Origin of the sequence: Peteryoungia desertarenae (assembly GCF_005860795.2) — a bacterium.
Classification (GTDB): Bacteria; Pseudomonadota; Alphaproteobacteria; order Rhizobiales; family Rhizobiaceae; genus Allorhizobium; species Allorhizobium desertarenae.
Window position 1 is genome coordinate 115,094 of sequence record NZ_CP058350.1, and the last position, 24,615, is coordinate 139,708.

The following is a 24,615-nucleotide window of genomic DNA, read 5'->3' on the forward strand; positions in this document are numbered from 1 at the left end:
GGGGTCACCCTTCTTCCCCACTCCGGCTCTGCTGATAGCGAGACCGCAGCCACAAGATTAGAAAGATCGCCATCAGGGCGACCGCACCGATCAACGCACCAAGCTCCGGCGAATAATTGCCGATCCAGAGCACCACGGTCGGCACGATGAGCATCAGTCCGAAAATCACGGCAACTACAATGGCGGCCGAAGCCGCCGGAGAGCGCTGTGGGCCTGCGGCTACGGGCCTTGCAACCTTCTTTGGCTCCGGAAGGAAGCGGAAGGCATAGACAACGAGGCCGATTGCCACGCAGATCCCGACGGACCAGGCTACCGTCGCGCTTTGATAACTCGCATAGGCAAGCGCGGCGACCGTAACGGCAGTGCCAACATAGAGGATGATGCTGAAGACATTGAGCTTCACGATTTGGTACTCCTATCAGGTCATTGACACAGCGAGTTCGGCCCGCAGGTCTTCCAGCCGTCGCTTCTGGTGACCGGCTTCGTCGAAATTGTCCGGTTCGAGCCAGGCTTCGAATGCAGCCTTCACCAGCGGCCATTCACCGTCGATGATCGAAAACCACGCTGTATCGCGGTTCTTTCCTTTGGACAGCATATGCTGCCGGAAAACACCTTCGAAGCGAAAGCCATAGCGTTTGGCGGTGACCTTGCTGGCCTCGTTTTCGTTGTGGCACTTCCATTCATAGCGGCGATAACCGAGGTCATCGAAAACATGCCGCGCGAGCAGGTAATGCGCCTCCGTCGACATGGGAGAACGGCTCATCATTGGCCCATGGGCAACGCCGCCGATCTCAATGACGCCATTGGCAGGATCTGCGCGCATGTAATGCGCCATGCCGATCACCTGCCCACTCACCTTGTCTGTGATAACCTCGGTGATCCAGCCGCTCTTCGCCTGCGCGTTGGCCAGCCAGTGATCGAAGTCGTCAATGCCGTTGAAATCGGGTTGGGTGAAATAGGTCAACAGATCATTGATCTTCATTCCCCCAAGCCCCTGCCAGAGAGCTTCGAGGTGCCTTTCACGCTCATAGGGTTCGATGAGGACATGCTGCCCCTCAAGCCGCACTGGCTGAGGTGCTGGCCATCCTTTCCCTGGTGAAATGTCCGTCATGAATGCCTCCGGCACAAACTGCCAGAGGCTTAGGCCAGCTCGACAGCAAAGGCAACCGCTGCGACGGCAAGCCCTTGCGGCAAAGGCTCACAGGGAGATTTTGGCCGACGAAACAGTTGCTTCGATATGATCGATCAGGGCATCCGGCAGCCCAAGCCGTCCGGCAAGCATATCGAGATAGCCACGTTCCGCGCGCGTATCCGGTTCGATAGCCAGACGGGAAGCGGTGTAGATCTCGACCTTCTCCTCTTCAGATCTGGCGGCGGCAATGATGGCATCGAGATCGGTCGGATTGGCGAGCTCTGCATTGATGAAGGCTTCGGCCTCCGAGCCGAGACCCGATAGATGGATCTTGTCCATGATCCGCGCGCGCTCGGCCTGATCGATGTGGCCGTCGGCCTTGGCGGCGGCAATCATCGCACGCACCAGGGCAAGCGCGAAATCATTCGAGACGGCAGCCGGCTCGATCTTGAAGGCGGAATCCTTGGGCGGTGGAAGAATTTCCGGCAGCGACTGCGTTGGCTCGACGGGCTGGCCGGACTTGTAGTTCTTGTAGGCCTGGTAGCCGAGACCAGCGATTACGGCGAGACCACCCAGCTTCACCGCGCTTCCTGCCATCTTGCGACCAGACTTAGTCCCCAGAAGAACGGCAGCAATGGCACCGGTTGCCAGCGGATTGGACTTGGCCATGCCAAGAACATCATTGGCGGAGCGCTTCATGCCACCGCTGCCACCGCCTGCCTGCGAACCCAGGAACTGGTCCAGCAGCTTTTTCGCATCAAACATCTCGATCTCCTTGACCTCATATCACCGCCCTCAGATAGGAAGGCGATGACGGCTTTTCAAAGAGACTGACAAAGTCGTGTATTCAGGCCTTGAGCGCAGCCGCTTCAGCGGCAAGCTTGGTGATGCCAGCCCAATCTCCGGCGGCAACAAGTTCCTTCGGCGCGACCCAGGAACCACCCACGCAGACGACGTTTGGCAGCGACAGATAATCCCTTGCATTCTTGAGCGAGATACCCCCGGTCGGGCAAAACAGCGTGCCGGCAAGCGGCGAAGACAAAGCCTTCAGATAGGCAGCCCCGCCAGCCTGTTCCGCAGGGAAGAACTTCAACACCTGATAGCCTTCTTCGCGAAGCGCCATGACTTCCGACGCGGTTGCAGCCCCCGGCAGGAGCGGGATATTCGAAGCCCGTGCAGTGTCCAGCAGTTCCTGCGTCGTTCCCGGGCTGACAATAAACTGCGAGCCGGCATCGACAGCTGCTTCAAAATGGGCGGAATTGAGAATGGTGCCCGCGCCGACAACGGCACCCTCGACTTCCGTCGCGACCAGACGCACGGCTTCGAGCGCCGCTGCCGTGCGCAGCGTAATCTCAATGGCCTTAAGACCCCCGTCAACCAAGGCCTTCGCAAGAGGCACGACCGTCTTCGCATCCTCGATGATCAACACCGGAACGACGGGCTGCAGCTTCAGGGTGGAGAGGAGCTTGTCAGTTTTTTCGCCCATGGTCGGAAGCCTCTTAAAACGATTAGATTGCTGTCTTACTAGCCCGCCCGTCCCTGATTGTCGAGCCATCTGGCACCATCGAGACTTTCGGGTTTCCTCGCGGACCACTGTCCGCTATGGTCAGCACGCGGCAATTTTCGGAGCAGGTAGAGTATGGCGAAGGAAATAGAACGCAAATTCCTTGTACGCAATGACCGTTGGCGCCAGCACGTAACATCCGAAACCCGTTTGCGCCAGGCCTATGTGGCAAGCGAGGATGATCGTTCCGTGCGTATTCGAACACGGGATACGAGCTCGGCACAGATCACGATCAAATTTGGCGGCAGCAGTCTGGTGCGGGATGAATACGAATATCAGATCCCATATGAGGATGCCGCAGAGATCATCAATTTTGCAATCGGGAATGTCATCGAAAAAACGCGCTATACGGTGGAGTATCGTGGCTTCACCTGGGAGGTAGACGTGTTCGACGGCGCCTACACTGGTCTGGTCATCGCGGAAGTTGAATTATCCTCTGCAGAAGACAAACCCGATCTTCCCGACTGGATCGGACGCGAAGTGACGGGTGACAAACGCTATTCCAATCAGATCCTGGCCACACAACGGCTGAAGCCGGAGCTGGTGCATGTCATATCGCATTAGACCGGACAACGCCTTTGGAGAAGATGTCAGACTTCTCCTGCGCTGCCTTCTCAATGGCGCCGTCACAGGGCTGACCGAGCAACCGAATGGCGTCCACGAGGCCGTGCATGAGGCACGCAAGAAGTTCAAGCGAATCCGCAATCTCTACCGGCTGGTCGGCGCTGACAACAAGGAACTCCGGCGTCAGGAAAATGCAAGACTGCGGGACGCAGCCCGCTCGCTCTCCAAGGTGCGCGATGCGGCAGCCCTGATCGAGACCATCGACGTGCTGTCCGCTGCAGCCTTGAACGCCGAGGAGGAAGGGGCCGTCGCAAAGGCGCGCGAAGCGCTCATTGCCCGGCGTGACCGGATTGCCTCCTCAGAAACGGACTTCCAGGATAAACTATCGGGAGTGATTGACGCCTGTGGTGCGGCTTTGAGAGAAGTGGATAGCCTCTCGCTCCCCAATCGGCCGCGCCCGGCCGCCCGGCTGCTCGCCAAGGGCTGGAAGAAGGGCCTGGTTCGTGCCCAGACGGCCCTGGAAACCTGTGAAGGTAGCGGCCATGGCGAAGCCTTCCATGATCTCAGAAAGGCTGCTCAGGCCTATTGGATGAACCTGTCTCTGATGCGGGGCCTCTGGCCTTCCGCCATGGCCTCGAAAAGGAAAGATGCCAAGAAACTGGTCGATGTTCTTGGACATGATCAGGATCTGAGCGTGCTGACCTCGGTGCTGGACGATGAGCCCGAACTCTGCGGTGACGGGGAGGCTCTATCTTTCCTGCTCGCCATGATTATTCGCTGTCAGCAGCAATTGCGGCGTGAAGCGCTGGAGCTTGCCAACATCGTCTTCGCCGAACCGCCGGAACGTGAGGCGGCCATTATCGCGACCCTTTGGCTGGAGGCAGCCGCCGGCTGATTGCCGGGCGACGGCTCTGAAGCGGGCCATAGGGCTGGTAAATTGACAGATTTCAATCTTGCCTCCATCGGCTGAAAACCGTTGCGCGGCAGGACCGGAAGCAGTATTTCGCAAGCCCATGACAGATCAACTTGCACCCCCATTGCACGGAAAGACCGGCACCCTTTGTGTGGCCGCGCTTTATCATTTCGCCCGCTTCCCCCGCTTCGAAAGCTTTCGCGAGCCCTTGGAGGCGCTCTGCAAGGCGGAAGGCGTGAAAGGCACACTCCTCCTTGCTCATGAGGGCATCAACGGCACCATCGCCGGAACGGACGCCGCCATCGCCAAGGTCCTTGCCTATCTCCGTTCACAGCCGGAATTTGCAAGCCTCGAACACAAGGAAAGCCGCGCATCGAAGATGCCCTTCCTGCGCATGAAGGTGCGGTTGAAGAAGGAAATCGTCACGATGGGCGTCGAGGACATCGACCCCAACGAGATTGTGGGCACCTATGTAGATCCGAAGGATTGGAACGACCTGATCTCCGATCCGGATACGATCGTGATCGACACCCGCAACGATTATGAGACCGCGATCGGCATCTTTCGCGGCGCCGTTGATCCGAACACCAAGACTTTCCGCGAATTCCCCGCCTGGGTGAAAAACAATCCCGGCCTGCACAACAAGCCCAAGATCGCGATGTATTGCACGGGTGGCATCCGCTGCGAAAAGGCCACTGCCTTCATGAAGCAACAGGGCTTTGACGAAGTTTACCACCTCAAGGGTGGCATCCTGAAATATCTGGAGGAAGTGCCGGAAGAGGAAAGCCTGTGGGATGGCGCCTGCTTCGTCTTTGACGAGCGCGTATCCGTGACCCATGGCCTGAAGGAAGGCGATCACAAGCTCTGCCACGCTTGCCGCAATCCGATCACGCCGGAAGAATTGCAGCACCCACATTACGAAGAGGGTGTCTCCTGCAGTCATTGTCATGACAGCAGAACCGAAGCGGATCGCGACCGCTATCGCCAGAGACAATTTCAGATCGCGCTCGCCAGGAAACGTGGTGAAAAGCACATCGGCGAATAACGGACGATCGTGATTTCAGGCGTCCCGTGGCTCGCAACAGTGTCCAGACCGGACCGCCACGAGACGTCGACGGGAAGATAACAACCTGAACTTGACGTGGATCAAGGTTGCATCCGGACGCGGGCACTAGCGTCACCTCATCAGACAAGAACGCTTGAAAAGCATCATCTGGGAGGTTTCACCATGAACGGGCAAAGCACATTCGTCGTCGATTTCGATCAACTGCGTCGGGCCGACGTGGCAAAGGTTGGCGGCAAGAACTCCTCTCTTGGAGAAATGATCCAGCAACTGGGCCAGCAGGGTGTGGATGTACCGCCCGGCTTCGCGACAACCTCTGACGCCTATTGGAACTTCATCGACGAAAACGGTATCCGGGAAAGCATGGACCGGTTGATCGAGGAATGGAGGGCTGGAAAGACAAGCCTTCCGGAAACAGGTCAGGCCATCCGCCAGCTTTTTCTGCGCGGAGACTGGCCAAATGCAACCGCGGACGCAATTCTCCAAGCCTATCGCGCACTCGCCACGAAAGCGGGTCAGAAAGACGTCTCGGTCGCAGTCCGCTCCAGCGCAACCGCTGAAGACCTGCCGGATGCAAGTTTTGCCGGTCAGCAGGAAACCTTCCTGAACATCAAGGGCGACAAGGCGCTGCTCGACGCCTGCCGCCGCTGCTTCGCCTCCCTCTTTACCGATCGCGCCATCTCCTACCGCCAGACGCGGGGCTTCGATCACATGAAGGTCGCGCTGTCGATCGGCGTCCAGCAGATGGTGCGCTCCGACATCGGAGGTTCCGGCGTCATGTTCTCGATCGATACGGAAACCGGCTTCGACAAGGTCGTCCTGATCGACGCCGCCTGGGGCCTGGGTGAGAACGTCGTCCAAGGCGCTGTTGATCCTGACGAGTATCAGGTTTTCAAGCCCTTGCTTGAAGACAGCACCCTGTCACCGATCATCTCGAAGAAGCGCGGCCACAAGAAAATCAAGATGATCTATGGCTCCGCAGATCAGCCGACACGAAATGTACCAACCTCAAAGGCGGAACGGGCGGCCTATGTTCTCTCCGATGCCGAGATCCTGACCCTCGCCCGCTGGGCGACAATCATCGAGCGCCACTATGGCTGCGCGATGGATATGGAATGGGCGCGGGATGGCGAGACCAACCGCCTCTACATCGTGCAGGCGCGACCGGAAACGGTCCAATCCAACCGAGAAACCGCAGCCTTCAGCAGCTACAGCATCACGAGCAAGGGCAAAACGCTGACAAAGGGCCTCTCCATTGGCGATGCCATCGTCACCGGTCAGGTTTGCCTGATCGAAAGCGCCCACGATATCGACCAGTTCGTGGATGGATCCATCCTTGTCACCTCGACCACCGATCCCGATTGGGTGCCGATCATGAAGCGCGCGGCCGCCATTGTTACCGATCATGGAGGACGCACCTCCCATGCGGCGATCGTCAGCCGTGAACTGGGTCTGCCTGCCGTGGTCGGCACGGCAAACGCCACCCATGTCCTGCATAGCGGTCAGGAGATCACCGTCTCCTGCGCGGAAGGCGACGAAGGCATGATCTATGATGGCACGGCCGACTTCGACGTCAGGACGCTCAACATCGATGATATTCCCGAGACACGCACCAAGGTCATGCTGAACCTCGCCAATCCTGGTGCAGCATTACGCTGGTGGAAGCTTCCCGCAGATGGGGTGGGCCTTGCACGCATGGAATTCGTCATTAGCAATGCAATCCGCATTCACCCGATGGCCCTTGTCCATTTCGACAGGCTGAAAGATCAGGCCGCAAGGGATGAGATAGAAACGACAACCGCAGGCTACGAGGATAAGACCGCCTATTTCGTCGACCATCTGGCGGAGGGTCTCGCCCGCATTGCCGCCACCTTCTACCCCAAGCCGGTGATTGTCCGTATGAGCGACTTCAAGACCAATGAATATGCGGGCCTTGTCGGCGGCAAGGACTTTGAGCCGGACGAAGAAAACCCGATGATCGGTTTTCGCGGCGCCTCCCGCTACTATTCGCCCCGCTACCGCGAAGGCTTCGCCCTCGAATGCCGCGCAATCCGGAAACTGAGAAGTGAATTGGGGTTTGGAAACGTGGTCGTCATGATCCCCTTCTGCCGGTCGATCGGCGAGGCGGAAAAGGTGCTGGAAGTCATGGCGGAAAATGGACTGGAGCGCGGCAAAGACGGCCTTCAGGTCTATGTGATGTGTGAGATCCCCTCCAACGTGATCCTTGCCAAGCAATTTGCCAAGCACTTTGACGGCTTCTCCATAGGCTCCAACGACCTGACGCAATTGACCCTCGGCGTCGACCGCGATTCCGGCGAACTCGCGCACCTCTTCGACGAGCAGGACGAGGCGGTTGAGTGGATGATCTCGACGGTGATATCCGAGGCCGGCAAGGCTGGCGCAAAGATCGGCATCTGCGGCCAGGCACCCAGTGATCATCCCGAATTCGCACAATTCCTCGTCTCCCGCGGGATCGACAGCATTTCTGTGACACCCGATAGCTTCATGGCCGTCAAACAGAACGTCGCCGAAGCGGAGGCGAAGTTACCCAAACCCCGCGACGTTTAAAGCACCTGACGGCAGGGGTGGCCCCTCCTGCACGAGGACTACAAACAACTGCGGCGCCGAACCCAAAGGGTGGGACAGTCCACAACACCACCTTCGGGGACGATCATCTACAAATTCATGGACGGCTACGTCTAGCCGGTCCCCTGACCGGCTTGCATCAAGCTGGAAAACCGACGCGACACCATCGGCGAAAGCGCATACCAGCGTATCGATGACCTACATTTCGCTTTGGTCCAACGAGGGTGCCGCGAGCACGTCGGCTTTCCGGTCGCAGTTTGACTCTCCCCAAATGACCGCCTAGTTACACAAGTCTCGATATTTGTCCGTAACAGTCCAGTTTTCTCGAAAGGTGCATGAGTGTTCCGCTCGATCTTGCGTTTGGTTTCATGTACGACGGTCGCACTCTGTGTCTTTCCACTTCTTGCAGTCGCAATCTCGGCTTTTTCCGGGTCCCTCGACACGTTCCAGCTTCTCTCTTCGACAGTCCTTCCGCGTTATCTTTGGACGACGCTGCAACTCCTGTTCTGGGTTGGCCTCGGAACTGCCATCATCGGAACGGGCGCCGCCTGGCTTGTGGTGATGTGTGAATTTCCGGGGCGCCGATGGCTGGAAATCCTTCTCGCACTGCCATTTGCCTTTCCGGCCTATGTCCTGGCTTACGCCTACACCGATCTTCTCGACCATCCGGGTGCTGTGCAGAGCGCCCTGAGAGCCTGGAACGACTGGGGGCCACGCGATTACTGGTTCCCCGAGATCCGATCCCTGGGCGGTGCGGCGATCATGCTGACATTCGTGCTTTATCCCTATGTCTACCTGCTCGCACGCGCCTCATTCATCAGGGCATCATCGACAGCCTATCAGGCCGCACGCATGCTGGGGCGCTCGCCGGTGAACGCGTTTTTCGTTGTCAGCCTGCCCCTGGCGCGACCGGCTATCGCAAGCGGCGTCATACTGGCACTCATGGAAACCGTTGCTGATTTTGGCACAGTCTCCCATTTCGGGGTGCAGACACTGGCAACGGGTATCTATCAAGCGTGGATCGGGATTGGTGACCGGTCGGCGGCATCCCAGCTTGCAGTGAGTCTGATGGCCGTGGCTTTCCTGCTGATCCTGCTGGAACGTATCGAGCGCAAACGCCGGTCTCATTTCGACGCCGGCAAGCGCCTTGAGACCATGGCAAGACACAGATTGAGCCATGGACAGGCGCTGGCGGCGTTTACCTTCTGCATCATCCCGGTTCTGGGCGGTTTCATCCTGCCTTTGATCGTGCTGATGGAGATGGCCTGGGATTCTGGGCAGAACCCGTTTGCCGCGCGCTATATTCTGTTCATCTCCAATTCGCTGCTTCTCGCATCGACAGCCGCCTGCGTGACGCTGGCGCTTGCAATTGCGGTCGGTTACAGCGCCCGCCTTTATCCGAGCAGAGCCAGCGAACTGACCAAAACGATAGCGGGTCTCGGCTATGCCATTCCGGGTGGTGTCATCGCGGTCGGTGTCTTCATACCTTTTGCGACATTCGACAATATGCTGGATGCCTATCTACGGGAGACCCTCGGCATTTCAACCGGGCTCCTTCTGTCGGGTTCAATGTTCATTTTGATCATCGCCTATGCCGTGCGGTTCATGGCCGTCGCGCTCTCATCCTTCGACACCGGAATGTCACAGATCAAACCCTCCATTGATGCGGTCGCCCGCACTCTGGGGGCAAATGAAAGCCGCGTCCTGTCACGCGTCCACTTGCCGCTGATGCGTGCCAGCCTGCTGACAGGCGCACTGATTGTCTTCGTTGACGTCATGAAGGAACTGCCGGCGACACTGATGCTGCGGCCATTCAACTACGACACGCTTGCAGTCCAGGCCTATCGGCTCGCCTCTGACGAAAGGCTGACCCAGGCCGCTGTTCCATCGCTCATCATCGTAGCCTTCGGCTTGCTGCCGGTGGTCCTCTTGTGCCGGACCATTGCGCGCGAAAGGCCTCTCCATCACAGCGACATCGAACGGTGAACCGGCAAGCCTGCGCGCCGCTAAAGGCTTCACATTGGAGACAGCGCGGTACACGAAATGCATGTGCACAGGTCATCACAAAATCGTCAGAACGCAACCATTGTCGATTACTTGACAAAAGTACGAAGGTATACGAAGAGCTGTGCCGTAACCATACTCATACAGTCAACTTTCGGAGAGATCTATGACGAAGACCTCGAAATTCGCGGTTCTTTCGCTCGCTGCAGCAACGGCCCTCATGGGCACCATGGCACCGGCAGCTGCCGAAGGAGAGCTCAACCTCTATTCCTCGCGCCACTACGATACGGATGAGCGGCTATATACCGATTTCGAGCAGGCGACGGGTATCAAGATCAACCGCATCGAAGGCAATGCGGACGAGCTGATTTCACGCATGGAAGCCGAAGGCGCAAATTCGCCCGCTGACGTCTTCATGACCGTCGATACCGTGCGCCTGGCGCGCGCGAAGGATCTTGGCCTTCTGCAGTCGGTGGACAGCGCTGTTCTGGAGGCTGCTATCCCAGCCTATCTGCAGGATGCGGACAATCAGTGGTTCGGCTTCTCGCAACGCGCCCGCATCCTCTTCTATGACAAGACCGACGTGACCAATCCGCCGCTCACCTATCAGGCGCTCGCAGACGAACAATACAAGGGCAAGATCTGCATTCGCTCCTCGACCAATGTCTACACGCAGAACATTGTGGCAGCCCTCATCGCGCATCTGGGCGAAGAGACCGTCCAGGGCTGGGCAAACGGCGTTGTCGCAAACTTTGCGCGCGCACCGCAGGGTGGGGACACAGACCAGCTCCGCGCCATAGCTTCGGGTGAGTGCGATATCGCCATGTCCAACACCTATTACTTCGCCCGTGCGCTTCGCAAGGGTGACGAGCAGATGACGCCAGAGCAGCTGGCGAACATCGGCTGGGTCTTCCCGAACCAGAACGACATCGGCGCCCACATGAACATCTCGGGCGGCGGCGTTGCAGCAAATGCGCCGAACAAGGAAAATGCCATCAGGTTCCTCGAGTATCTGGCTTCCGAGCAGGCACAGCAGTATTTCTCGGCAGGCAATGACGAGTATCCGGCGGTGCCGGGTGTCGGCCTTTCCGAATCGGTTGCCGCACTCGGCATCTTCCGTCCCGACACGATCGCGCTTTCTGACATTGCAGCCAATGTCGAAGCGGCAAACCGCGTTCTCGGTAACGCCAAATGGGAATAGTCCGGGCTTGTCTGGCCTGAGGACTGAAATGAAACCGGAGCGTGCTGGCCATTGGCCAGCGCGTTTGATTGTTGTTCAACCCAACCATGGTTTCATGAGCGCAATACCTATGACCTCTCGGCATTGGTTGCCGGCCCAATCCATATCGAGCGGCGGCTCTGACATCCACTCCTGCGCCATCAACCAGGAATGAGGAAAATGCTCCTAGTTCATTCGACGAATGAACTAGGCGTGAAACTTCCAAAATGACCCTATGACAAGGCCGCAAGCCGCGCTCATTCCCGGCGCCGGCTGTCGAACGTAATGCTCACCCGCGCAATCGCTGCCTGCTGGAGTGCCAATGCCTTCCTATTCCGCCCCTCTGAAAGACTATCAGTTCCTCCTGCACCGCGTGTTCAAGGTCGAAGAACTCTCGCAAACCAGCCTCTTTGAACACGCAACCCCGGATGTCTTCGATGCGGTCCTCACAGAGGCAGCACGTTTTTGCGAAAATGTACTCGCACCGATCAACAGATCCGGAGACGAACAGGGATGCCAGTTCGAAAACGGGCGGGTTACGACACCAGACGGGTTCCGCGAAGCCTATGCCTTGTTCCGCGATGGTGGCTGGGCGGGCCTGACCGCCGCTCCCGAACATGGTGGGCAGGGACTGCCGCACTGCCTGCAGATTCTCGTCGATGAGATGACCACCTCCGCGAACTTCGGCTTCGCCATGTATCGCGGCCTGAACGAAGCGGCCTATCGCTTGCTGGTCAGATATGGCAGCGACCATCTGAAAGACACCTACCTCGAAGCCTTCGCCACAGGTGCCCTTCTTCCAACCATGAATCTGACAGAACCCCATTGCGGCAGCGACCTGGGCCTGTTGCGCACCCGCGCTGAGCCTGATGACCAGGGCACCTACCGGATAAGCGGCAACAAGATCTTCATCACCGGTGGCGAACACGATCTGACGGACAACATTCCCCATTTCGTATTGGCACGTTTGCCGGATGCGCCGGCAGGCAGTCGAGGTATAAGCCTCTTCCTCGTTCCAAAACTCTACACGGATGAGGAAAGCGGTCTGGAAGTCCGCAATGCGTTGAGCTGCGGCGCAATCGAACACAAAATGGGACTGAAGGCCTCAGCAACCTGCGTCATGAACTATGATGGCGCCAAGGGCTGGCTTGTCGGCGCCCCCCATTCCGGCTTGCAAGCCATGTTCACCCTGATGAATGCCGCCCGTCTCGGCGTCGGCGTTCAAGGTGTCAGTGCTGCAGAAAGCTCGCATCAGATCGCCTCGGCTTATGCCGCAGAGCGCAAGCAGGGTAAGGCACCCGGAACAACCGGAGTTGGACCCGATCCCATCAACCAGCACCCGGATGTCCGGCGCATGTTGCTGACACAAAAGGCTTTTGCCGAGGGGGGGCGTGCATTCGCCTTGCGCATGGCCTTTTCAATTGACAAGGCTCATGCCGCAGACCACGCAGCGGAACGTGAAAAGCATGAAGACCTCGTCCAGGTAATGACGCCGATCGTCAAGGCCTTTCTCAGCGATGCTGGCAACGAAGCCGCAAACCTTGGGGTTCAGATCTTGGGAGGCCATGGCTACATTCGCGAATGGGGCGCCGAGCAATGGGTTCGCGACATCAGGATCGCTACAATCTATGAAGGCACCAACGGCATCCAGGCCCTTGACCTCACGGGCCGCAAGCTCACACTGAAGGACGGAGCTGCACTTGGGCAATATCTCTCGCTCCTGAAATCCCTGCTGGAAGACGCGAACAACTCTTTCTCGCCCGCGGCAGACGGATTGACAGCACTCGAGGATCTCAGCGATCTTACAGCAAGGCTGAAATCAGCCACCGCCGCACAGGTAAGCGAAGTCGCCAGTGAATACCTGGCTTTTTTCGGTCTCGTATCCCTAGCTGCAGAGTGGGCGCTGATCGCCAAGACTGCACTGGTTCACCAAAAGGAAGACCCTCAGTTTTACGCAGATAAGCTGGAAACAGCGCATTTCTATATGAAACGCCTCTTGCCGCGCTACCTCGCCCTAGACGCGAGCATCAAAGCAGTTCTCTGATGTATTTGCTGTGTCGCCAGAACCCATTCAGCGACCCCAGGAAGCAAAAGCTCCTTGTGGGCTGCATCGGAGGATCTCTGGAGGGATGGATTTGATTGGTTGCGGGGGCCTGATTGCGCGGAGACTTGTACAAAAACATTTATGACAGTTAGCGTATCAATCCTCTGCCCAATGCCTAAAGCTTGGAGCCTCCAAGAAAACCAACCAGTCGACCCTTCAACTTAGCCCAAGGCAGATCATCCAGAGCTATCAGGTTAACTCCAAGAGCCGCCGCCTTCCCATGTAGCTGCTGATAATGCACGAGTCGATTTCGCTCGTCTAACAAATCCGTAGTAACTGCAAGTGCAACTACGCCCCCGGGGCAATTAAAATGGTCGGCTAAATTATCCGCCTCGTGCAAGGCTTGCATTAACTTCACTCGAACCCTCTCATCGCCAGGAACGATTCTAGATTTCAGCGCCTTACAAGAACACATAAAAATGTCGCCGCCAAAAGATGCCATTACATCTATTTCATTCTCGCCGACGAACTCTCCAACTTGCCAGCGTATCTTCTGACCAATAGTAATCTCTTCGGCACCGATTTCAGAGAGAGCTAACCCAATATACTCCTCAAGCCACCCACCAGTTAAGTAGCGTCGAGCATCGTTGGCGGCTACCGTAAAGCCGAGCCCCCGCTTCTCTATTAACCCCGCGTGTTCCGCACTCTCAAGCATCGCCCGGTGCGTAGCGGATAATTCAATTGGATCTCGCAACATTAAATGGTCTCGAACTTCTTCGAAGGACGAATAGTCCCCTGCAATCAACTTCGAGAACAAGTTCCGGCCCTCTGGCAGGTGCTGTGGCGTCACCGGCCGAGAGCTCAGAATCGCGTTGTGTCGAGCCAGAAATGCCTCGATCCCACGGAGACCGTTTCCAAGCGGTTGAGGCTCAGACGCGTCGCTCACCACCTCATCTGCTGGCATAGCTCTGTAGCAGTTGCTTACGTATTGACCCTACGTCTTTCACAAAGTCCGAAGCTTTCAAGCGGCCGCTCCGGGATGCTGATGCAAGCTTAAATACTCCTGCAGACTCTTTGGCTTAGCTGGAGAAAAGAATGGAGACAGCATAAACTGATTAGTGATCTCCAACATAGTCTTACCGGCTGCAAAACCTTTCATTAAAGCATGACGGCTCAGTGGGAATTTCAACGCCCCGTACCCTATGCCATCCATGTTGTTATAATAAAACTTTTTCATGTCATCACAACGAACTAAGTCAGCAACGATTGGGTCGATCGCCTTGCGATAGGCCGCACGACCACTCAGGCCGACGTTAGTCTGCGCGCTGTGAATCGCATCGGCTGCCAGCCGTCCGGACTTGATCGCGTTATGTAGTCCTTCACCCAAGAGGGGTTCCGCAAATCCTGCCGCGTCACCAACCATTAGTACCCGGTTACTGGTTGGAACGAATCTGCGCCCGCCAAAACCAAGCGGGAAGCCAACAATATGATCGAGCTCATCAATGCCCAATCTTGAGCGGCAGTACGTCCTCAGGAGATCTTTGCTTAGACTGACGCCGTCGTCCCATGTGTAAATGCCAACGTTGAGGTGATCGCCTTTCGGAAAGATCCACCCGTATCCATTGGGCACATACCCGAAAAAGAACTCCGCATCGGGTATCCGATCTAGCTTAGCGTAAGGAACCAAGCCTTCGATTGCAAATCCCCTACTAAAATTCTTAACTACTCCCAGTATCTTTCGCACAACGCTATTCGCACCATCAGCACCTATCAAATATTTCGCTGTGATACGCTTGCTTCCAAAATCCAACTCAACACTGTCACTGCGCTCAGATATGTTGCGAAGTCCAGAGTTTTCTTCGAAGTCAACGAACGCGTCAATCATACGCTCAAAATTGAATTTATCGAATTGCTCACGAACTACAAATGTGCAGATATAGTCGTCGCTTTGGAAAAGTTCGGTCTTCTCATCGAACGGCGTCTTCACTCCCATGACCAGTTTCTTAGTAGCAGCCTCAATTACAGGTGCAACTGAATGGGGTAACCACTGAAGTGCCTTAATGGTCAATCCACCTCCACAGGGCTTCACCCTTGGAAATGAAGTCCGGTCAACAACTAACACCTTGTAGCCGAGTTCAGACAGTCGAATCGCTGCAGTGCTGCCCGCAGGCCCGGCCCCGACAACCACAACATCAAAATCCGCCGCCATACCCATAGCCATTCCTTCTCACTTCTCAAGCCACTTAAATAGTAGCTCTATACCCTTTTTCAATTGCCCGATCTCCCGGGACAAAGTGTCGCTCTCAGAACGGTTTAACCTCATCCAGCCACCAGTCGTTTTAATGTAGGATGCCATCTCGCGATAGATGCCGCCAAAAGATTCGCTATGATCGACGATTATGTTTTGTCGAATAAAGTCCCGAAGAGCGATCGCAGACGCACCAGGTATGCCAAGTGGGAGGCTCTGCATCGCAGCTATCAGCAGCGTTTTATCGACCTCCAAGGGCATCCTTTCAGCAATCTGCCTCAACTGCGCAGCAAGGAGCTCCGTGTCTTCACGAATATGCGCCAGAGGTCTGTTCTCGTAGATCGAGATGGGCACCATCTCGCGCTTGAGAAAGTACCGCCGCGCGCCCTCAGGCCTCATCGCATCAACCTTATAGTCACCGAACACATGCATAGCTTCCTCACCAGAAGAGCGCTTGAGGATGGCAACATCTTTAGAGATAATAGAAGCAACAACTCCACCACGCTTGCCGATGCTCCGTAGAAGCAACGACGCAATAAACTGAGGTAGCCATGGCGCGTACCTCAGTACGGGGTCAAGTTCACCATACCCGCCGCCGCAGTACCACAGACGGCCGTCAGCCATCCGATGATATTGAAATATGGTTTGAACTTTGCTCAAACGACCGCAAAAATGTATATAGTTATGGAAATGCAAAATTCCTCGCTGATCAGAGCAGTCTTGCTGAGTTAAATACCACTCACCACCGCCAAAGAACGATTTCGCCGACCAAGAGTTTTTTGAAATCTGGGTGCAACTTATAAAGGGATTATGTAGTTTAAAGTAAAATTGCCAATTCTGCCAAAGAAAAAGAACAGAAGCACTCTCGGCGTCACAAAAATCCGCCTCATATCCAGAAAGGAAGACGCTCATTTTGACAATCCCCCTTGATACAAGAAAGCCTTATCAACCCTGTCACAAAAAGCATCCAATTCCGTCCCCCGCACATGCAACCTTTCTACAAGATGGCGGAACCTAATTCCAATTATTGCTTGTAACGATTTGTTTGCTGGGTCACTTCGATGGTCAACAAGCGCATCTCTGAATCTGTCAGCAAGGCTCCACTCATGTGTTTGCAGCGCCGACTCTGCCCGCTCGCACAGCATTTCAACCCGTGAAAACCTCTTTTCCTTATCGACAGGATCAGAGGCCACTATGTACTCAAAAATCTCATCTCTCAAAGAGGACGCTATGTATTTCTTCGCCCTCTTCTCCTCATTCCTCTTCTTTCTCGAAAAAACAATCGATACAAAAAATGTGGTGAGAGCGACTTGGACCAAAGCAGATACCAAGTTGACAAAAGAGTCCCGGAGAAAATCCTGGGACCAAGCTCCAGTTTCCACTTCGAATAACCAGGGCCTAACCACTTCAGAAATAGACAGCAGGTACGTGTATTTATAATAAGAATACGCAAGAAAAGCAGTAAATATGGCAGCCCAAAAGTATCTGCCCGCATATCTCATATGCATCCCGCCGGCCTTCGGAAAAAGAAAGTGTAACGCAAGAGGTTGACTCAACGCCCTGCCTCTGAACGGTCTAATGTGAATAACGCAGGAACACAAGTATTATCAAAAAACTAGACAATAGTGCGCGCCACAGAAATATTTATACGCGCGACATAATATTGGAACACGCGGAGGAGCGCCTCGAAAAATCACGGTAAAATAAAATTTTTTCGCACACGAGCAAATCTTAAATATTTTTCTATATATAAATTTATATTATATGTAATATAATTATTTATAGCATCATTTTTGACACAAATCTAAATATAAAAAATCAATATTAGATTAGAATCATTCATTAATCCAATACTAATTGAATACAATGCTGCAAATCAAAACAAAAATGGACGACTTGACCCGCAATAGCTAGAAATTGCAGAAATGATTTCCACATATCATTTTAAATCAACGGAAAAGACTGCAGCCGGGCTGAATCCTTCTTCCTTCAACTTCGTCAGAAGCTTCATCGCGTGTATGCTCTCGGACTCGGTTGGAAGCCGGCTCGGGATGCGCCCGCAGACCTGCAGAACCTGTGCATCCTTGGGCGTGATCCTGCGCCTCGCCTGCCCCCATTCCATGACCTGCTGCCAAAATTTTCCGCCAAGGCCTACAACCTCGGTCTGGGCGTTGATGCCATCATTCAGCGCCTTCTGTGCTCGCGCGTCCCGGACCGCAGCCTTGGCCGAATCGATCGCGACCACGCAACTCTCGAAATTCTCCGGATAATCCAACTTCCTGCTCTTCAAGGCGTTCCAGCATGCCTGCTGTTTTGCCCACTCTGACATGTTGCGAACGCCCTGAGGCGGATGAGTAATGCAGTCATTTGCCGCCGAGGCGGCCACCATCAGTGCCTCCAGCAGCGCCTCTGGCACCGACTGCCGCCGCCATACGGCGTCCACGTCTAGAACCTCTGTTTCAGACCTTGCATCATGGAACACCTTTGCCATCGCGTAGGTCACGATATTGGCGCGGTACCCGCCCTCATACCAGGGCTGTTTCGGCACTTCCTCTTCGAGCTTGCGAAAGACGATCGCCTTGGCAATCAGCCGCCGGTACCATAGCTCATCGTACTTGGCGTCACTCTTCGACCAGTTTTCACCTATCTCCTTTGCAAACTCGGCAAAGTTCTTCTGGGCACCTCGCGAAACGATATGAGGCTGCCCAGTCGCGGAGAATTCGAATTTCGCGAGATCAGTCTTGCTGAACAGCTGAACCTTCGGGAACTCGATGTCGAACTTCTTCTGTTGCGCAGCCGTAAGGCGACCTCGGGCGTTGATGTATTGTCCGCGAGAGCGTTCGTAGAACCACTTGCTGTCATGGCGCTCTCCTTCCCGTGCGGCGAACATGACCGTTCGGCTGAATTGCTCCATGCGGATATGAAAAGGATGATTGGAGAAGAAATCTGCAGCGTTCACCTTGTTCTGGGTGTTGGCGAACTCCGAAATCTTCGGCACGATTTCCTCGGACCTGTCCGATGGCACAACCGTCAGCTTCATCTGCACGAAGACCTTCGACAGCTGTTCCCTCGCCGTGCGCAGCCCTGTATGGATGGAGCCGGTCGTCTGCGCTCCGTTGACGATCTGAAGATTGCTGATCGACCCGATCGCCAGTCCATCGCGCGTAGTGACGGTAGTCACCGCATCGGCAGTGGCCGAAAGTCCGTTGTTGTAGGGGAAGAAGAGCTCGGGCTCTTCCTTGACCGTCTTCTGAATCCCCTTGTTGGTTTTCGCACGAGCCTGGAGGAAAGAACGCACGTTGGCTTCAAGAAGTCTCGCCCCCCACCGATCATAGATGGCTGCCAGCTGCTCGCCCGGAACGACGGCAAGATAGCTTTCCAGCGCAGCGCCGGATTGCGAAGCCTTGAGCGCCGGCAGTGGGCCGCCGAAATCGGTTGCGAAGTCGATAACCATGTCTTCGCGCGCCTGGCCCGAACGATCAAACCGCTCGAAGCGCGCAAGATCCCAGACGGACCAGGTTATTGGCACATCGCCAGCGTCAGCAAGCTTAACAGCATCATCGCGTCCGGTGTAGGAGCGATTGGATATGAGGATCAGTTTTACCTTTGTGACCTGAGACCACGTCGTAATGATCAGATCCGAAACCTGAAAGGCCGGGTTCACTTCATTCAGGCTGTCCCGAAACTCCGCCGTCTTCGCCTTCTTCAAGAATCGGATCAGCGGGTTCAGCAGCGGCGCGATATCCGTCTTTCCAAAGGTCTGGACTTCATCGCTGTCTACAAAGTCACAGACGATCAGCCCCAGAACTCCCTCACTGTCACGCGGATCACCCGCATATCCATCGATACGCAGCTTCTGGCCAAGCTCGCCACTTTGGTAATAAGCACGATCCGCGACCTCTAGCTCTCCAGCTTCTGTCAGCCGCTCGGTCATCCTGTCGAAGAATGCTTCAACCATCAGAATTCCACTGGCATCGGCTTCGCGGCGAATGTCGGCCATCAGACTCTGGTGATAGTCCTCCAGATCACTCATCGTTATCCTCATCAAACAAAGCAGTTCGAACCCCCTTCCAGGTCAACTGGTACGGAGTGCATGAATGAAGCGAAATCGAATAGGTCACGGCAGAAACGCCTTCTACAAGAGGCGAAACGACCCGCGGGAAGTGATCCGTCACCTCATAGAAGGCTGGCTCTGCAACGATCCATCGCCAGCCCGAATAGTCATGGGCCGAGTCGTAGCCACAGTCGGCGAGATGCAACTCCCAGTCGAAGAGTACAGCAGGTTCTGATTTTTTGATCGCCTCAGAAACATCGGCTACGATCTCCGCTAGGGTTTTCCCATGAGGAAAATGCACTCTGTCAACTGCCAGAACCGCCATCCAGAGCGCCTTGCCAGTGACGTCGGCAAGTTGATGCTCATTGCTAATCCGCACGTATGGCTGAGCGCCGCTCCGTCTCGCCTTGACCTCGATACATCCTCGGGCAAGCTCGAAGTCCTTCGGCGCACCGGACGGCCCGGTCCAGGCCGTCAGGGCCGCGGCGGGGGTCATATGCTGCATGAGCAGCTTCAGAACCTCGATCTCTCCGACAAGCCCCTTCTGCTCTTCCTCAGTCAGCGTTTCGGATTTGCCACCTCGCAAAAGATGATGCCATCTGAAAGTGCGCCCCACTGCTCTCTCAAGAGCCTCTCTCTCAGATCCGGCAATTTCACCTGCGTTCATCACGTCCCGGCATAAAGCTTCGAACAGCTCGATCTGGGACTGATCCTTGAGCCGGATGTAGAGAATTGGCCCCCCTGGCAAAGTCTGAAATCGGATTTCGAGGTTCTTTAGCCTGGGCAGATCGGGGACAGGATCAGGAAGCTCGGACAACTGCAGCACGAGTGCCGCATCTGCGCGCGGCATCACCGCCCAGAACCAGCTCCAGCGCGCCGACGCAGATACACGACGCGTATCTACCTTCCCCGCTTCAAGTCCTGACCAGGGCGTGTCATTCGGGATCACCAAGCGCCTCCTGCTCGATCTCTTCCTCGCCAAACATCTCGCGCATGCGGACGGTGTTGACAACGTATTCGACCTTGCCACCAGCAACTGCACTGCTCGGGAAAGACAGCCCCCACGCAAGAACATCGGTGCCGTGTAGTACCACGCCCTCAACCTCGCTGATCTTGGGCCGGACAAGGCGCAAGATCAAAAGCGGACGACGTCCATCGACGGTCCTGTAGTATCTGGGATTTATAGTAGATTGACGCTTTGCTTCGGGGCGGTCTAGCCGAAATGCTTCGCGTGCTGAAGCAATCTGCTCCTCCGTCAAACCTTCCATTTCATCTTCTGCAGATCCTACGCGACGGCTTGCCCCACTTATAGTCAGAACGCCGCGTGCATAGTCAGCCGGATCGACGCTCCGCTCATAGGGCACCAAATCCAATCCGGCCAGCGTTGTTGGCTTCCATTCCTTGCGAGTCGAACTGGCAACGAAAACGTCCCACTCGCTTAACTCGTCATCGGCACGGGCCGCTATGTAGTCCCTGATCAGATGCGGATCGGTCAAGGGATCGACAGGAGGGTTCGCCGGATCGGCACGGTAGTCTCTCAGAAACACATCGATGCGATCGACTGGAACTCGTCGGACAAGATAACCACGTGATCGAGGCTCAATATTAAAGTTACCATCACGTAGACCTTTAAGGAGGACCTCGCCTGCCGTCAGATTTCTATTTATTTGAAGTGGATCCGCCACCATCCGCGTAGTTTCGATAAGACTTTCTGCAAGCCCAACCTTGATCGGCAGGGGTTTGCCGGAACCCATTTTATTCCTCGCAGTCACAATCAGCGCTTCGGGGTGACTACGCACCGCAAGCCCGAATTGCTCAGGCGTTGCCTTTGCCAGCTCCATGCGCTTGAGCTGGCTTTGGAGATCATCCATTGCCTCGTGAATGTGCGCATACCAGCCTACGCCGTCCGCCGGCATCCAGATACGGCAAAGATCTTCATAATTAGGCCGGTATCCGAACCATCGCCCCATCTGCATGAGCGTATCGTACATCATGGAGTTTCGCAGGAAGTAGCTTACGGTGAGCCCATCGAGCGTCAAGCCACGCGAGAGGGAGAACCCTCCGACGGCAATTACGGTCACTCCATGTTCACCAGTCTGATCATAGTCAAGTGCCTGCGAGCGCTTTGAAGCATTTACCTCAACAACGCGAACCGCAACCAGAACTTGATAGAGTCTACCCTGTACGGTTGCCCAGTCGGCACCATCGGCGTGAGCGTACTCTGCGTTCCATACATCGTGCAGGGCAGCGATCTCAGGGTTTCGCAAAGCGGCCTTGCCCTTTGCCGCATCGACTGAGACGGCGTCCCGAATGCGACTGACGACATCCCCGACTCTCGCCCGCAGACGCCCCTGCACATCGGTAAATCGAGAAGCATTAATCAGCATGGAGGCGTGCGAAGCCTCCTGTCCTCGGGCGTTGCGGATCGCCCGAGCAATGATGAATGCACGTACGGCGCGGACGAGACTTTCCGGCAACACATCGACCGGATGATCGATCTTGTGTCTCATCGGAAGAACTTCCTCGTTGTCGTCGATCAGGCGCACATGCGTGTCGCGAGCGTCGAGAAAAACCTTCTGCGCGCCAAAATAGTTCGACGGCGCATCAAGGCCGATGATGAAATGTCGCGGGAAGAGATCCTGCTTCAGCGCTTCATCATCAGTATCCGGGTCAATGAAGATATTAGCAAAAGGCGTCGCCGTGTAACCAACGTAGCAACTCCGATGAAACAGAGAGAGCAATTCGCGGATCTGACCGTTTATCCGGGTGACTTCATCGCGCGAATAGGCGGTGTTGATCGATGCATTATCCGCCTCGTCGTCGATCAGCAACATCGGCTGACTGACCATCTGGGAGCCCTGATGAACGGAGTGCTCCCTCAACCACTCGAGGAGGTTCTTAAGCGTGCTCGAGTTTTTCTTGATGACCAGAACGACAGGGACGTTGTATTGGCCGATCTGGCTGGTGTTCGTGGTGGCAGTCGCCTTGTTGAAGTCGCGCAGCGTGTTGGTAAGCGATACAGGGAATTCGCGCTGATCGAATTCTCCGACGCCGATGATCTTCTGGCGCTGTGCCTTATTTGCGTGAGCAAGTCGGCCGGTGTCGCGCCCTATAAAGCCCTCGTCTATGCGCGCCTGGGTCTGATTGCGCAGGTTGTTATGAATGCCGGCGATAACCACGATCAATCGATACCCAGCATCTGCAGCCTTGCAGATTAGCCCCGTATAATTTGCTGTCTTGCCGCTCTGAACATGTCCCACGACCATGCCACGACGACTCCATGGACTCATGTTCCGAGGATCCCCCAGCCGGTCGAGCACGCGATCGGTGACCTCATCGGTGGCGTCTATGACCGATTTGGGAAGCCCTTTTTTCGCGAGCAGCATTCGATAGCGGCCCCAGTAGAAGTCACCTACATGGCCATTGATGCGAGCATCCTTCAACCATGGTCGAAAGTCCTCTGCATCGACGACAGCACCCAAACCCATGCTGATGCCGTACTTTTCCTCAATCTGCTTGGCGATTTTTTCCGCCTCGGCGTCGTCGACCTTACCGGCGAACATCGGCATTGATCTGAGTTGGTTGATTGTCGCGCGAATTGACTCAGCTGTAGGCGATCCAGCTTCCGACGCCATGTACATGACAGCCATACCCTCGAGGCTGCTTAACAAAGCACTCATTTATCCTCGGCCTCCTCAATGATGCTTGAGATGATCCGCTCCGTGTCACTCCATGCCGAGCGGAACGGGTCCACTTCCCTCATCAAGCCTTTGATTTCCTGAACATCCTTGCGTGCGGAAACGAGCAGCGTGAAAGTCGACCTGACAGCCTGCTCCAGCGTGTCTTCATCAAGCCTGTCCGGCGCGATCTGCTCTGCGGCACCCGACATATCTGCATGGAGGGTGTCGATGGGTAACGACGCGCCCACAAGAGTAATGCAATTGAAAAAGCGACGCCGCTGGTGCTCCGGCAGAGTCGCGGCGAATTCCGAAAACACGGGGTGATCGAGGTTCGGGCGATAACTTATCTGTCCGTCATTCTGAACACGATGCCACATCGGGAGCCTGTTTTGATCAACAAGCTTTTGTCCGCGTCTTCTGTAAGTCCGCTTCGATCCCTCATGAATGCGCTCAATGACCTTACGGAGCCTCTCCCGCACCAGCGGCGGAAGTTGAGCCGAAGACTTCTTGACATCTATCTTCCAGTCGCCGTCCATGGTGTTGGGAATATCGATCCTGACACGCGAGAGCTTCGTCAGCTCCGATTGCCGAGACAGGCCAAACCAAGTGCCATACAGGATAAGCCTCTTCCCTCTGTAGAGATAAAAACCCTGAGACTTCAGGTGCCCCTCGGGGCCGCCTAAATCTTCCCACTCAACCTTGCTCATCTGGCGGTGGTGAGGGAGCGTGAAACTCTGTATCTCGACCGCCCCCTGCGGCAGACCGAGTATCTCCTCGGGATCACAAATCGTCGCAGCGTTTTTGCGGGCGAACGGATCAAGAGGCGAAATTCCTCGTCCATTGAGAGATATCCTCAAGGCCCTTGACGTCGCCTCCATGAAACGATGAAAGACCAGCCGCAAGTGGCGTTCCGTTTCCGCCAGACGCTGATTGATGATCTCTGCGCGTTTCTGAGCGTTGTTAACGACACCGCCGCTCAGTCGATCGAGTTTTTGCCAAAGCACCAAAGTACCCGTGCTGCCGAGATGCTCAACCCCAGGGATCTCATCAATATGTGCCGGGAGAGAGATCTTCCATTCGTTGCTCGCAGCAACGTCGTCCAGGTCCCATATGGCCGCTACGGTCTTGCCTCGCACTCGCGAAACAACCGTCAAGCGCCTGCATTGAGAAAAGCTTGCGCTTTTCAGCCCGAGGCCAAATCGACCGAGATCCGGCTGCGAACGACTGGCCAGCGGATTCTTGCTACCGGGGCGCATCGCCGCAACAAGCTCATCTTCGGTCATCCCACAACCGTCATCGACTATTGCAACGAAAGGCTCGTCACAATTCGTTTCGGTCACGATTTGCACTTCATGAGCCCCGGCTGTGACCGAGTTATCGATGATATCGGCTATAGCGGTTTCAAGCGAATAGCCGATGTCTCTCAGACCCTCGATCAACGCTGCGGCATGCGGTGTGGCGTCGGCGGAGCGTTCAGTCTTGACATGCGGCATTTCGAATTCCCAAGAGCTTTCCATGCTACTCTTACGGGAAACTTGCCTCAT

19 protein-coding genes are annotated in these 24,615 nt (G+C 55.7%); 7 read left to right on the forward strand and 12 right to left on the reverse strand.

Features of this window, described 5'->3' with window-relative positions; translation table 11 throughout:
• Positions 1 to 4 precede the first annotated feature (4 nt).
• The 4 genes from FE840_RS00555 to FE840_RS00570 form a co-directional block, all read right to left on the reverse strand.
• Positions 5 to 403 carry a hypothetical protein gene (locus FE840_RS00555; RefSeq protein ID WP_138287987.1) on the reverse strand — a complete coding sequence of 133 codons (399 nt, stop codon included), beginning with the start codon at positions 401 to 403 and terminating at the stop codon, positions 5 to 7.
• A gap of 15 nt (positions 404 to 418) precedes the next feature.
• Positions 419 to 1,111 carry a GNAT family N-acetyltransferase gene (locus FE840_RS00560; RefSeq protein WP_138287988.1) on the reverse strand — a complete coding sequence of 231 codons (693 nt, stop codon included), beginning with the start codon at positions 1,109 to 1,111 and terminating at the stop codon, positions 419 to 421.
• A gap of 87 nt (positions 1,112 to 1,198) precedes the next feature.
• On the reverse strand, positions 1,199 to 1,897 hold the full coding sequence (locus FE840_RS00565) for a tellurite resistance TerB family protein (protein ID WP_138287989.1): 699 nt from the start codon (positions 1,895 to 1,897) through the stop codon (positions 1,199 to 1,201).
• An 82-nt stretch (positions 1,898 to 1,979) separates the two neighbouring features.
• Complete coding sequence (locus FE840_RS00570; RefSeq protein WP_138287990.1) at positions 1,980 to 2,618, reverse strand: 2-dehydro-3-deoxy-phosphogluconate aldolase; 639 nt, start codon at positions 2,616 to 2,618, stop codon at positions 1,980 to 1,982.
• A 153-nt stretch (positions 2,619 to 2,771) separates the two neighbouring features.
• Here FE840_RS00570 and FE840_RS00575 point away from each other — a divergent pair, with 153 nt between their 5' ends.
• The 7 genes from FE840_RS00575 (at position 2,772) to FE840_RS00605 (ending at position 13,089) form a co-directional block, all read left to right on the forward strand.
• On the forward strand, positions 2,772 to 3,260 hold the full coding sequence (locus FE840_RS00575) for a CYTH domain-containing protein (protein WP_138287991.1): 489 nt from the start codon (positions 2,772 to 2,774) through the stop codon (positions 3,258 to 3,260).
• The gene (locus FE840_RS00580) at positions 3,244 to 4,155 is read left to right on the forward strand and encodes a CHAD domain-containing protein (RefSeq protein WP_138287992.1); all 912 of its coding nucleotides are present in this window, start codon (positions 3,244 to 3,246) and stop codon (positions 4,153 to 4,155) included. The genes FE840_RS00575 and FE840_RS00580 overlap by 17 nt, the downstream gene beginning before the upstream one ends.
• 118 nt (positions 4,156 to 4,273) lie before the next feature.
• Complete coding sequence (gene trhO, locus FE840_RS00585) at positions 4,274 to 5,218, forward strand: oxygen-dependent tRNA uridine(34) hydroxylase TrhO (RefSeq protein WP_138287993.1); 945 nt, start codon at positions 4,274 to 4,276, stop codon at positions 5,216 to 5,218.
• Positions 5,219 to 5,401: 183 nt separating this feature from the next.
• On the forward strand, positions 5,402 to 7,804 hold the full coding sequence (gene ppsA, locus FE840_RS00590; RefSeq protein ID WP_138287994.1) for a phosphoenolpyruvate synthase: 2,403 nt from the start codon (positions 5,402 to 5,404) through the stop codon (positions 7,802 to 7,804).
• Between the two features lie 357 nt (positions 7,805 to 8,161).
• The gene (locus FE840_RS00595) at positions 8,162 to 9,808 is read left to right on the forward strand and encodes an ABC transporter permease (protein ID WP_138287995.1); all 1,647 of its coding nucleotides are present in this window, start codon (positions 8,162 to 8,164) and stop codon (positions 9,806 to 9,808) included.
• A gap of 184 nt (positions 9,809 to 9,992) precedes the next feature.
• Positions 9,993 to 11,027, forward strand: coding sequence for an extracellular solute-binding protein (locus FE840_RS00600; RefSeq protein WP_171033728.1), 1,035 nt, complete (start codon positions 9,993 to 9,995; stop codon positions 11,025 to 11,027).
• Between the two features lie 340 nt (positions 11,028 to 11,367).
• A complete protein-coding gene (locus FE840_RS00605; RefSeq protein ID WP_138287996.1) occupies positions 11,368 to 13,089 on the forward strand; it encodes an acyl-CoA dehydrogenase in 1,722 nt (573 codons plus the stop codon).
• 175 nt (positions 13,090 to 13,264) lie between these two features.
• On the opposite strand, the gene FE840_RS00610 is transcribed toward FE840_RS00605, so the two are convergent.
• From FE840_RS00610 to FE840_RS00645, 8 genes are all read right to left on the reverse strand, one after another.
• Positions 13,265 to 13,906 (reverse strand): Card1-like endonuclease domain-containing protein, encoded by a 642-nt coding sequence (locus FE840_RS00610; protein ID WP_171033729.1) that lies wholly within the window; start codon positions 13,904 to 13,906, stop codon positions 13,265 to 13,267.
• A 204-nt stretch (positions 13,907 to 14,110) separates the two neighbouring features.
• A complete protein-coding gene (locus FE840_RS00615; RefSeq protein ID WP_171033730.1) occupies positions 14,111 to 15,304 on the reverse strand; it encodes a geranylgeranyl reductase family protein in 1,194 nt (397 codons plus the stop codon).
• 12 nt (positions 15,305 to 15,316) lie between these two features.
• Positions 15,317 to 16,249: a hypothetical protein gene (locus tag FE840_RS00620; RefSeq protein ID WP_138287999.1), complete on the reverse strand. Its 933-nt coding sequence runs from the start codon at positions 16,247 to 16,249 to the stop codon at positions 15,317 to 15,319.
• On the reverse strand, positions 16,246 to 16,839 hold the full coding sequence (locus tag FE840_RS00625; RefSeq protein ID WP_138288000.1) for a hypothetical protein: 594 nt from the start codon (positions 16,837 to 16,839) through the stop codon (positions 16,246 to 16,248). Before FE840_RS00625 ends, FE840_RS00620 begins: the two co-directional genes overlap by 4 nt.
• A 437-nt stretch (positions 16,840 to 17,276) precedes the next feature.
• A complete protein-coding gene (locus FE840_RS00630; protein ID WP_138288001.1) occupies positions 17,277 to 19,370 on the reverse strand; it encodes an AIPR family protein in 2,094 nt (697 codons plus the stop codon).
• Positions 19,363 to 20,340 carry a PD-(D/E)XK motif protein gene (locus tag FE840_RS00635; RefSeq protein ID WP_210271775.1) on the reverse strand — a complete coding sequence of 326 codons (978 nt, stop codon included), beginning with the start codon at positions 20,338 to 20,340 and terminating at the stop codon, positions 19,363 to 19,365. The genes FE840_RS00630 and FE840_RS00635 overlap by 8 nt, the downstream gene beginning before the upstream one ends.
• A complete protein-coding gene (locus FE840_RS00640; protein ID WP_138288003.1) occupies positions 20,327 to 23,071 on the reverse strand; it encodes a Z1 domain-containing protein in 2,745 nt (914 codons plus the stop codon). The genes FE840_RS00635 and FE840_RS00640 overlap by 14 nt, the downstream gene beginning before the upstream one ends.
• Positions 23,068 to 24,615 carry an ATP-binding protein gene (locus FE840_RS00645; protein ID WP_246318810.1) on the reverse strand — a complete coding sequence of 516 codons (1,548 nt, stop codon included), beginning with the start codon at positions 24,613 to 24,615 and terminating at the stop codon, positions 23,068 to 23,070. Before FE840_RS00645 ends, FE840_RS00640 begins: the two co-directional genes overlap by 4 nt.

What these genes read in the sequence shown, in the direction of transcription:
- FE840_RS00560 (WP_138287988.1), bottom strand. Translation starts at nt 1,111, where the DNA reads ATGACGGACATTTCACCAGGGAAAGGATGGCCAGCACCTCAGCCAGTG.
- FE840_RS00565 (WP_138287989.1), bottom strand. Translation starts at nt 1,897, where the DNA reads ATGTTTGATGCGAAAAAGCTGCTGGACCAGTTCCTGGGTTCGCAGGCA.
- FE840_RS00570 (WP_138287990.1), bottom strand. Translation starts at nt 2,618, where the DNA reads ATGGGCGAAAAAACTGACAAGCTCCTCTCCACCCTGAAGCTGCAGCCC.
- FE840_RS00575 (WP_138287991.1), top strand. Translation starts at nt 2,772, where the DNA reads ATGGCGAAGGAAATAGAACGCAAATTCCTTGTACGCAATGACCGTTGG.
- FE840_RS00580 (WP_138287992.1), top strand. Translation starts at nt 3,244, where the DNA reads ATGTCATATCGCATTAGACCGGACAACGCCTTTGGAGAAGATGTCAGA.
- trhO (WP_138287993.1), top strand. Translation starts at nt 4,274, where the DNA reads ATGACAGATCAACTTGCACCCCCATTGCACGGAAAGACCGGCACCCTT.
- ppsA (WP_138287994.1), top strand. Translation starts at nt 5,402, where the DNA reads ATGAACGGGCAAAGCACATTCGTCGTCGATTTCGATCAACTGCGTCGG.
- FE840_RS00600 (WP_171033728.1), top strand. Translation starts at nt 9,993, where the DNA reads ATGACGAAGACCTCGAAATTCGCGGTTCTTTCGCTCGCTGCAGCAACG.
- FE840_RS00605 (WP_138287996.1), top strand. Translation starts at nt 11,368, where the DNA reads ATGCCTTCCTATTCCGCCCCTCTGAAAGACTATCAGTTCCTCCTGCAC.
- FE840_RS00615 (WP_171033730.1), bottom strand. Translation starts at nt 15,304, where the DNA reads ATGGGTATGGCGGCGGATTTTGATGTTGTGGTTGTCGGGGCCGGGCCT.
- FE840_RS00620 (WP_138287999.1), bottom strand. Translation starts at nt 16,249, where the DNA reads ATGAGCGTCTTCCTTTCTGGATATGAGGCGGATTTTTGTGACGCCGAG.
- FE840_RS00625 (WP_138288000.1), bottom strand. Translation starts at nt 16,839, where the DNA reads ATGAGATATGCGGGCAGATACTTTTGGGCTGCCATATTTACTGCTTTT.
- FE840_RS00630 (WP_138288001.1), bottom strand. Translation starts at nt 19,370, where the DNA reads ATGAGTGATCTGGAGGACTATCACCAGAGTCTGATGGCCGACATTCGC.
- FE840_RS00640 (WP_138288003.1), bottom strand. Translation starts at nt 23,071, where the DNA reads ATGAGTGCTTTGTTAAGCAGCCTCGAGGGTATGGCTGTCATGTACATG.
- FE840_RS00645 (WP_246318810.1), bottom strand. Translation starts at nt 24,615, where the DNA reads ATGAGGCAAGTTTCCCGTAAGAGTAGCATGGAAAGCTCTTGGGAATTC.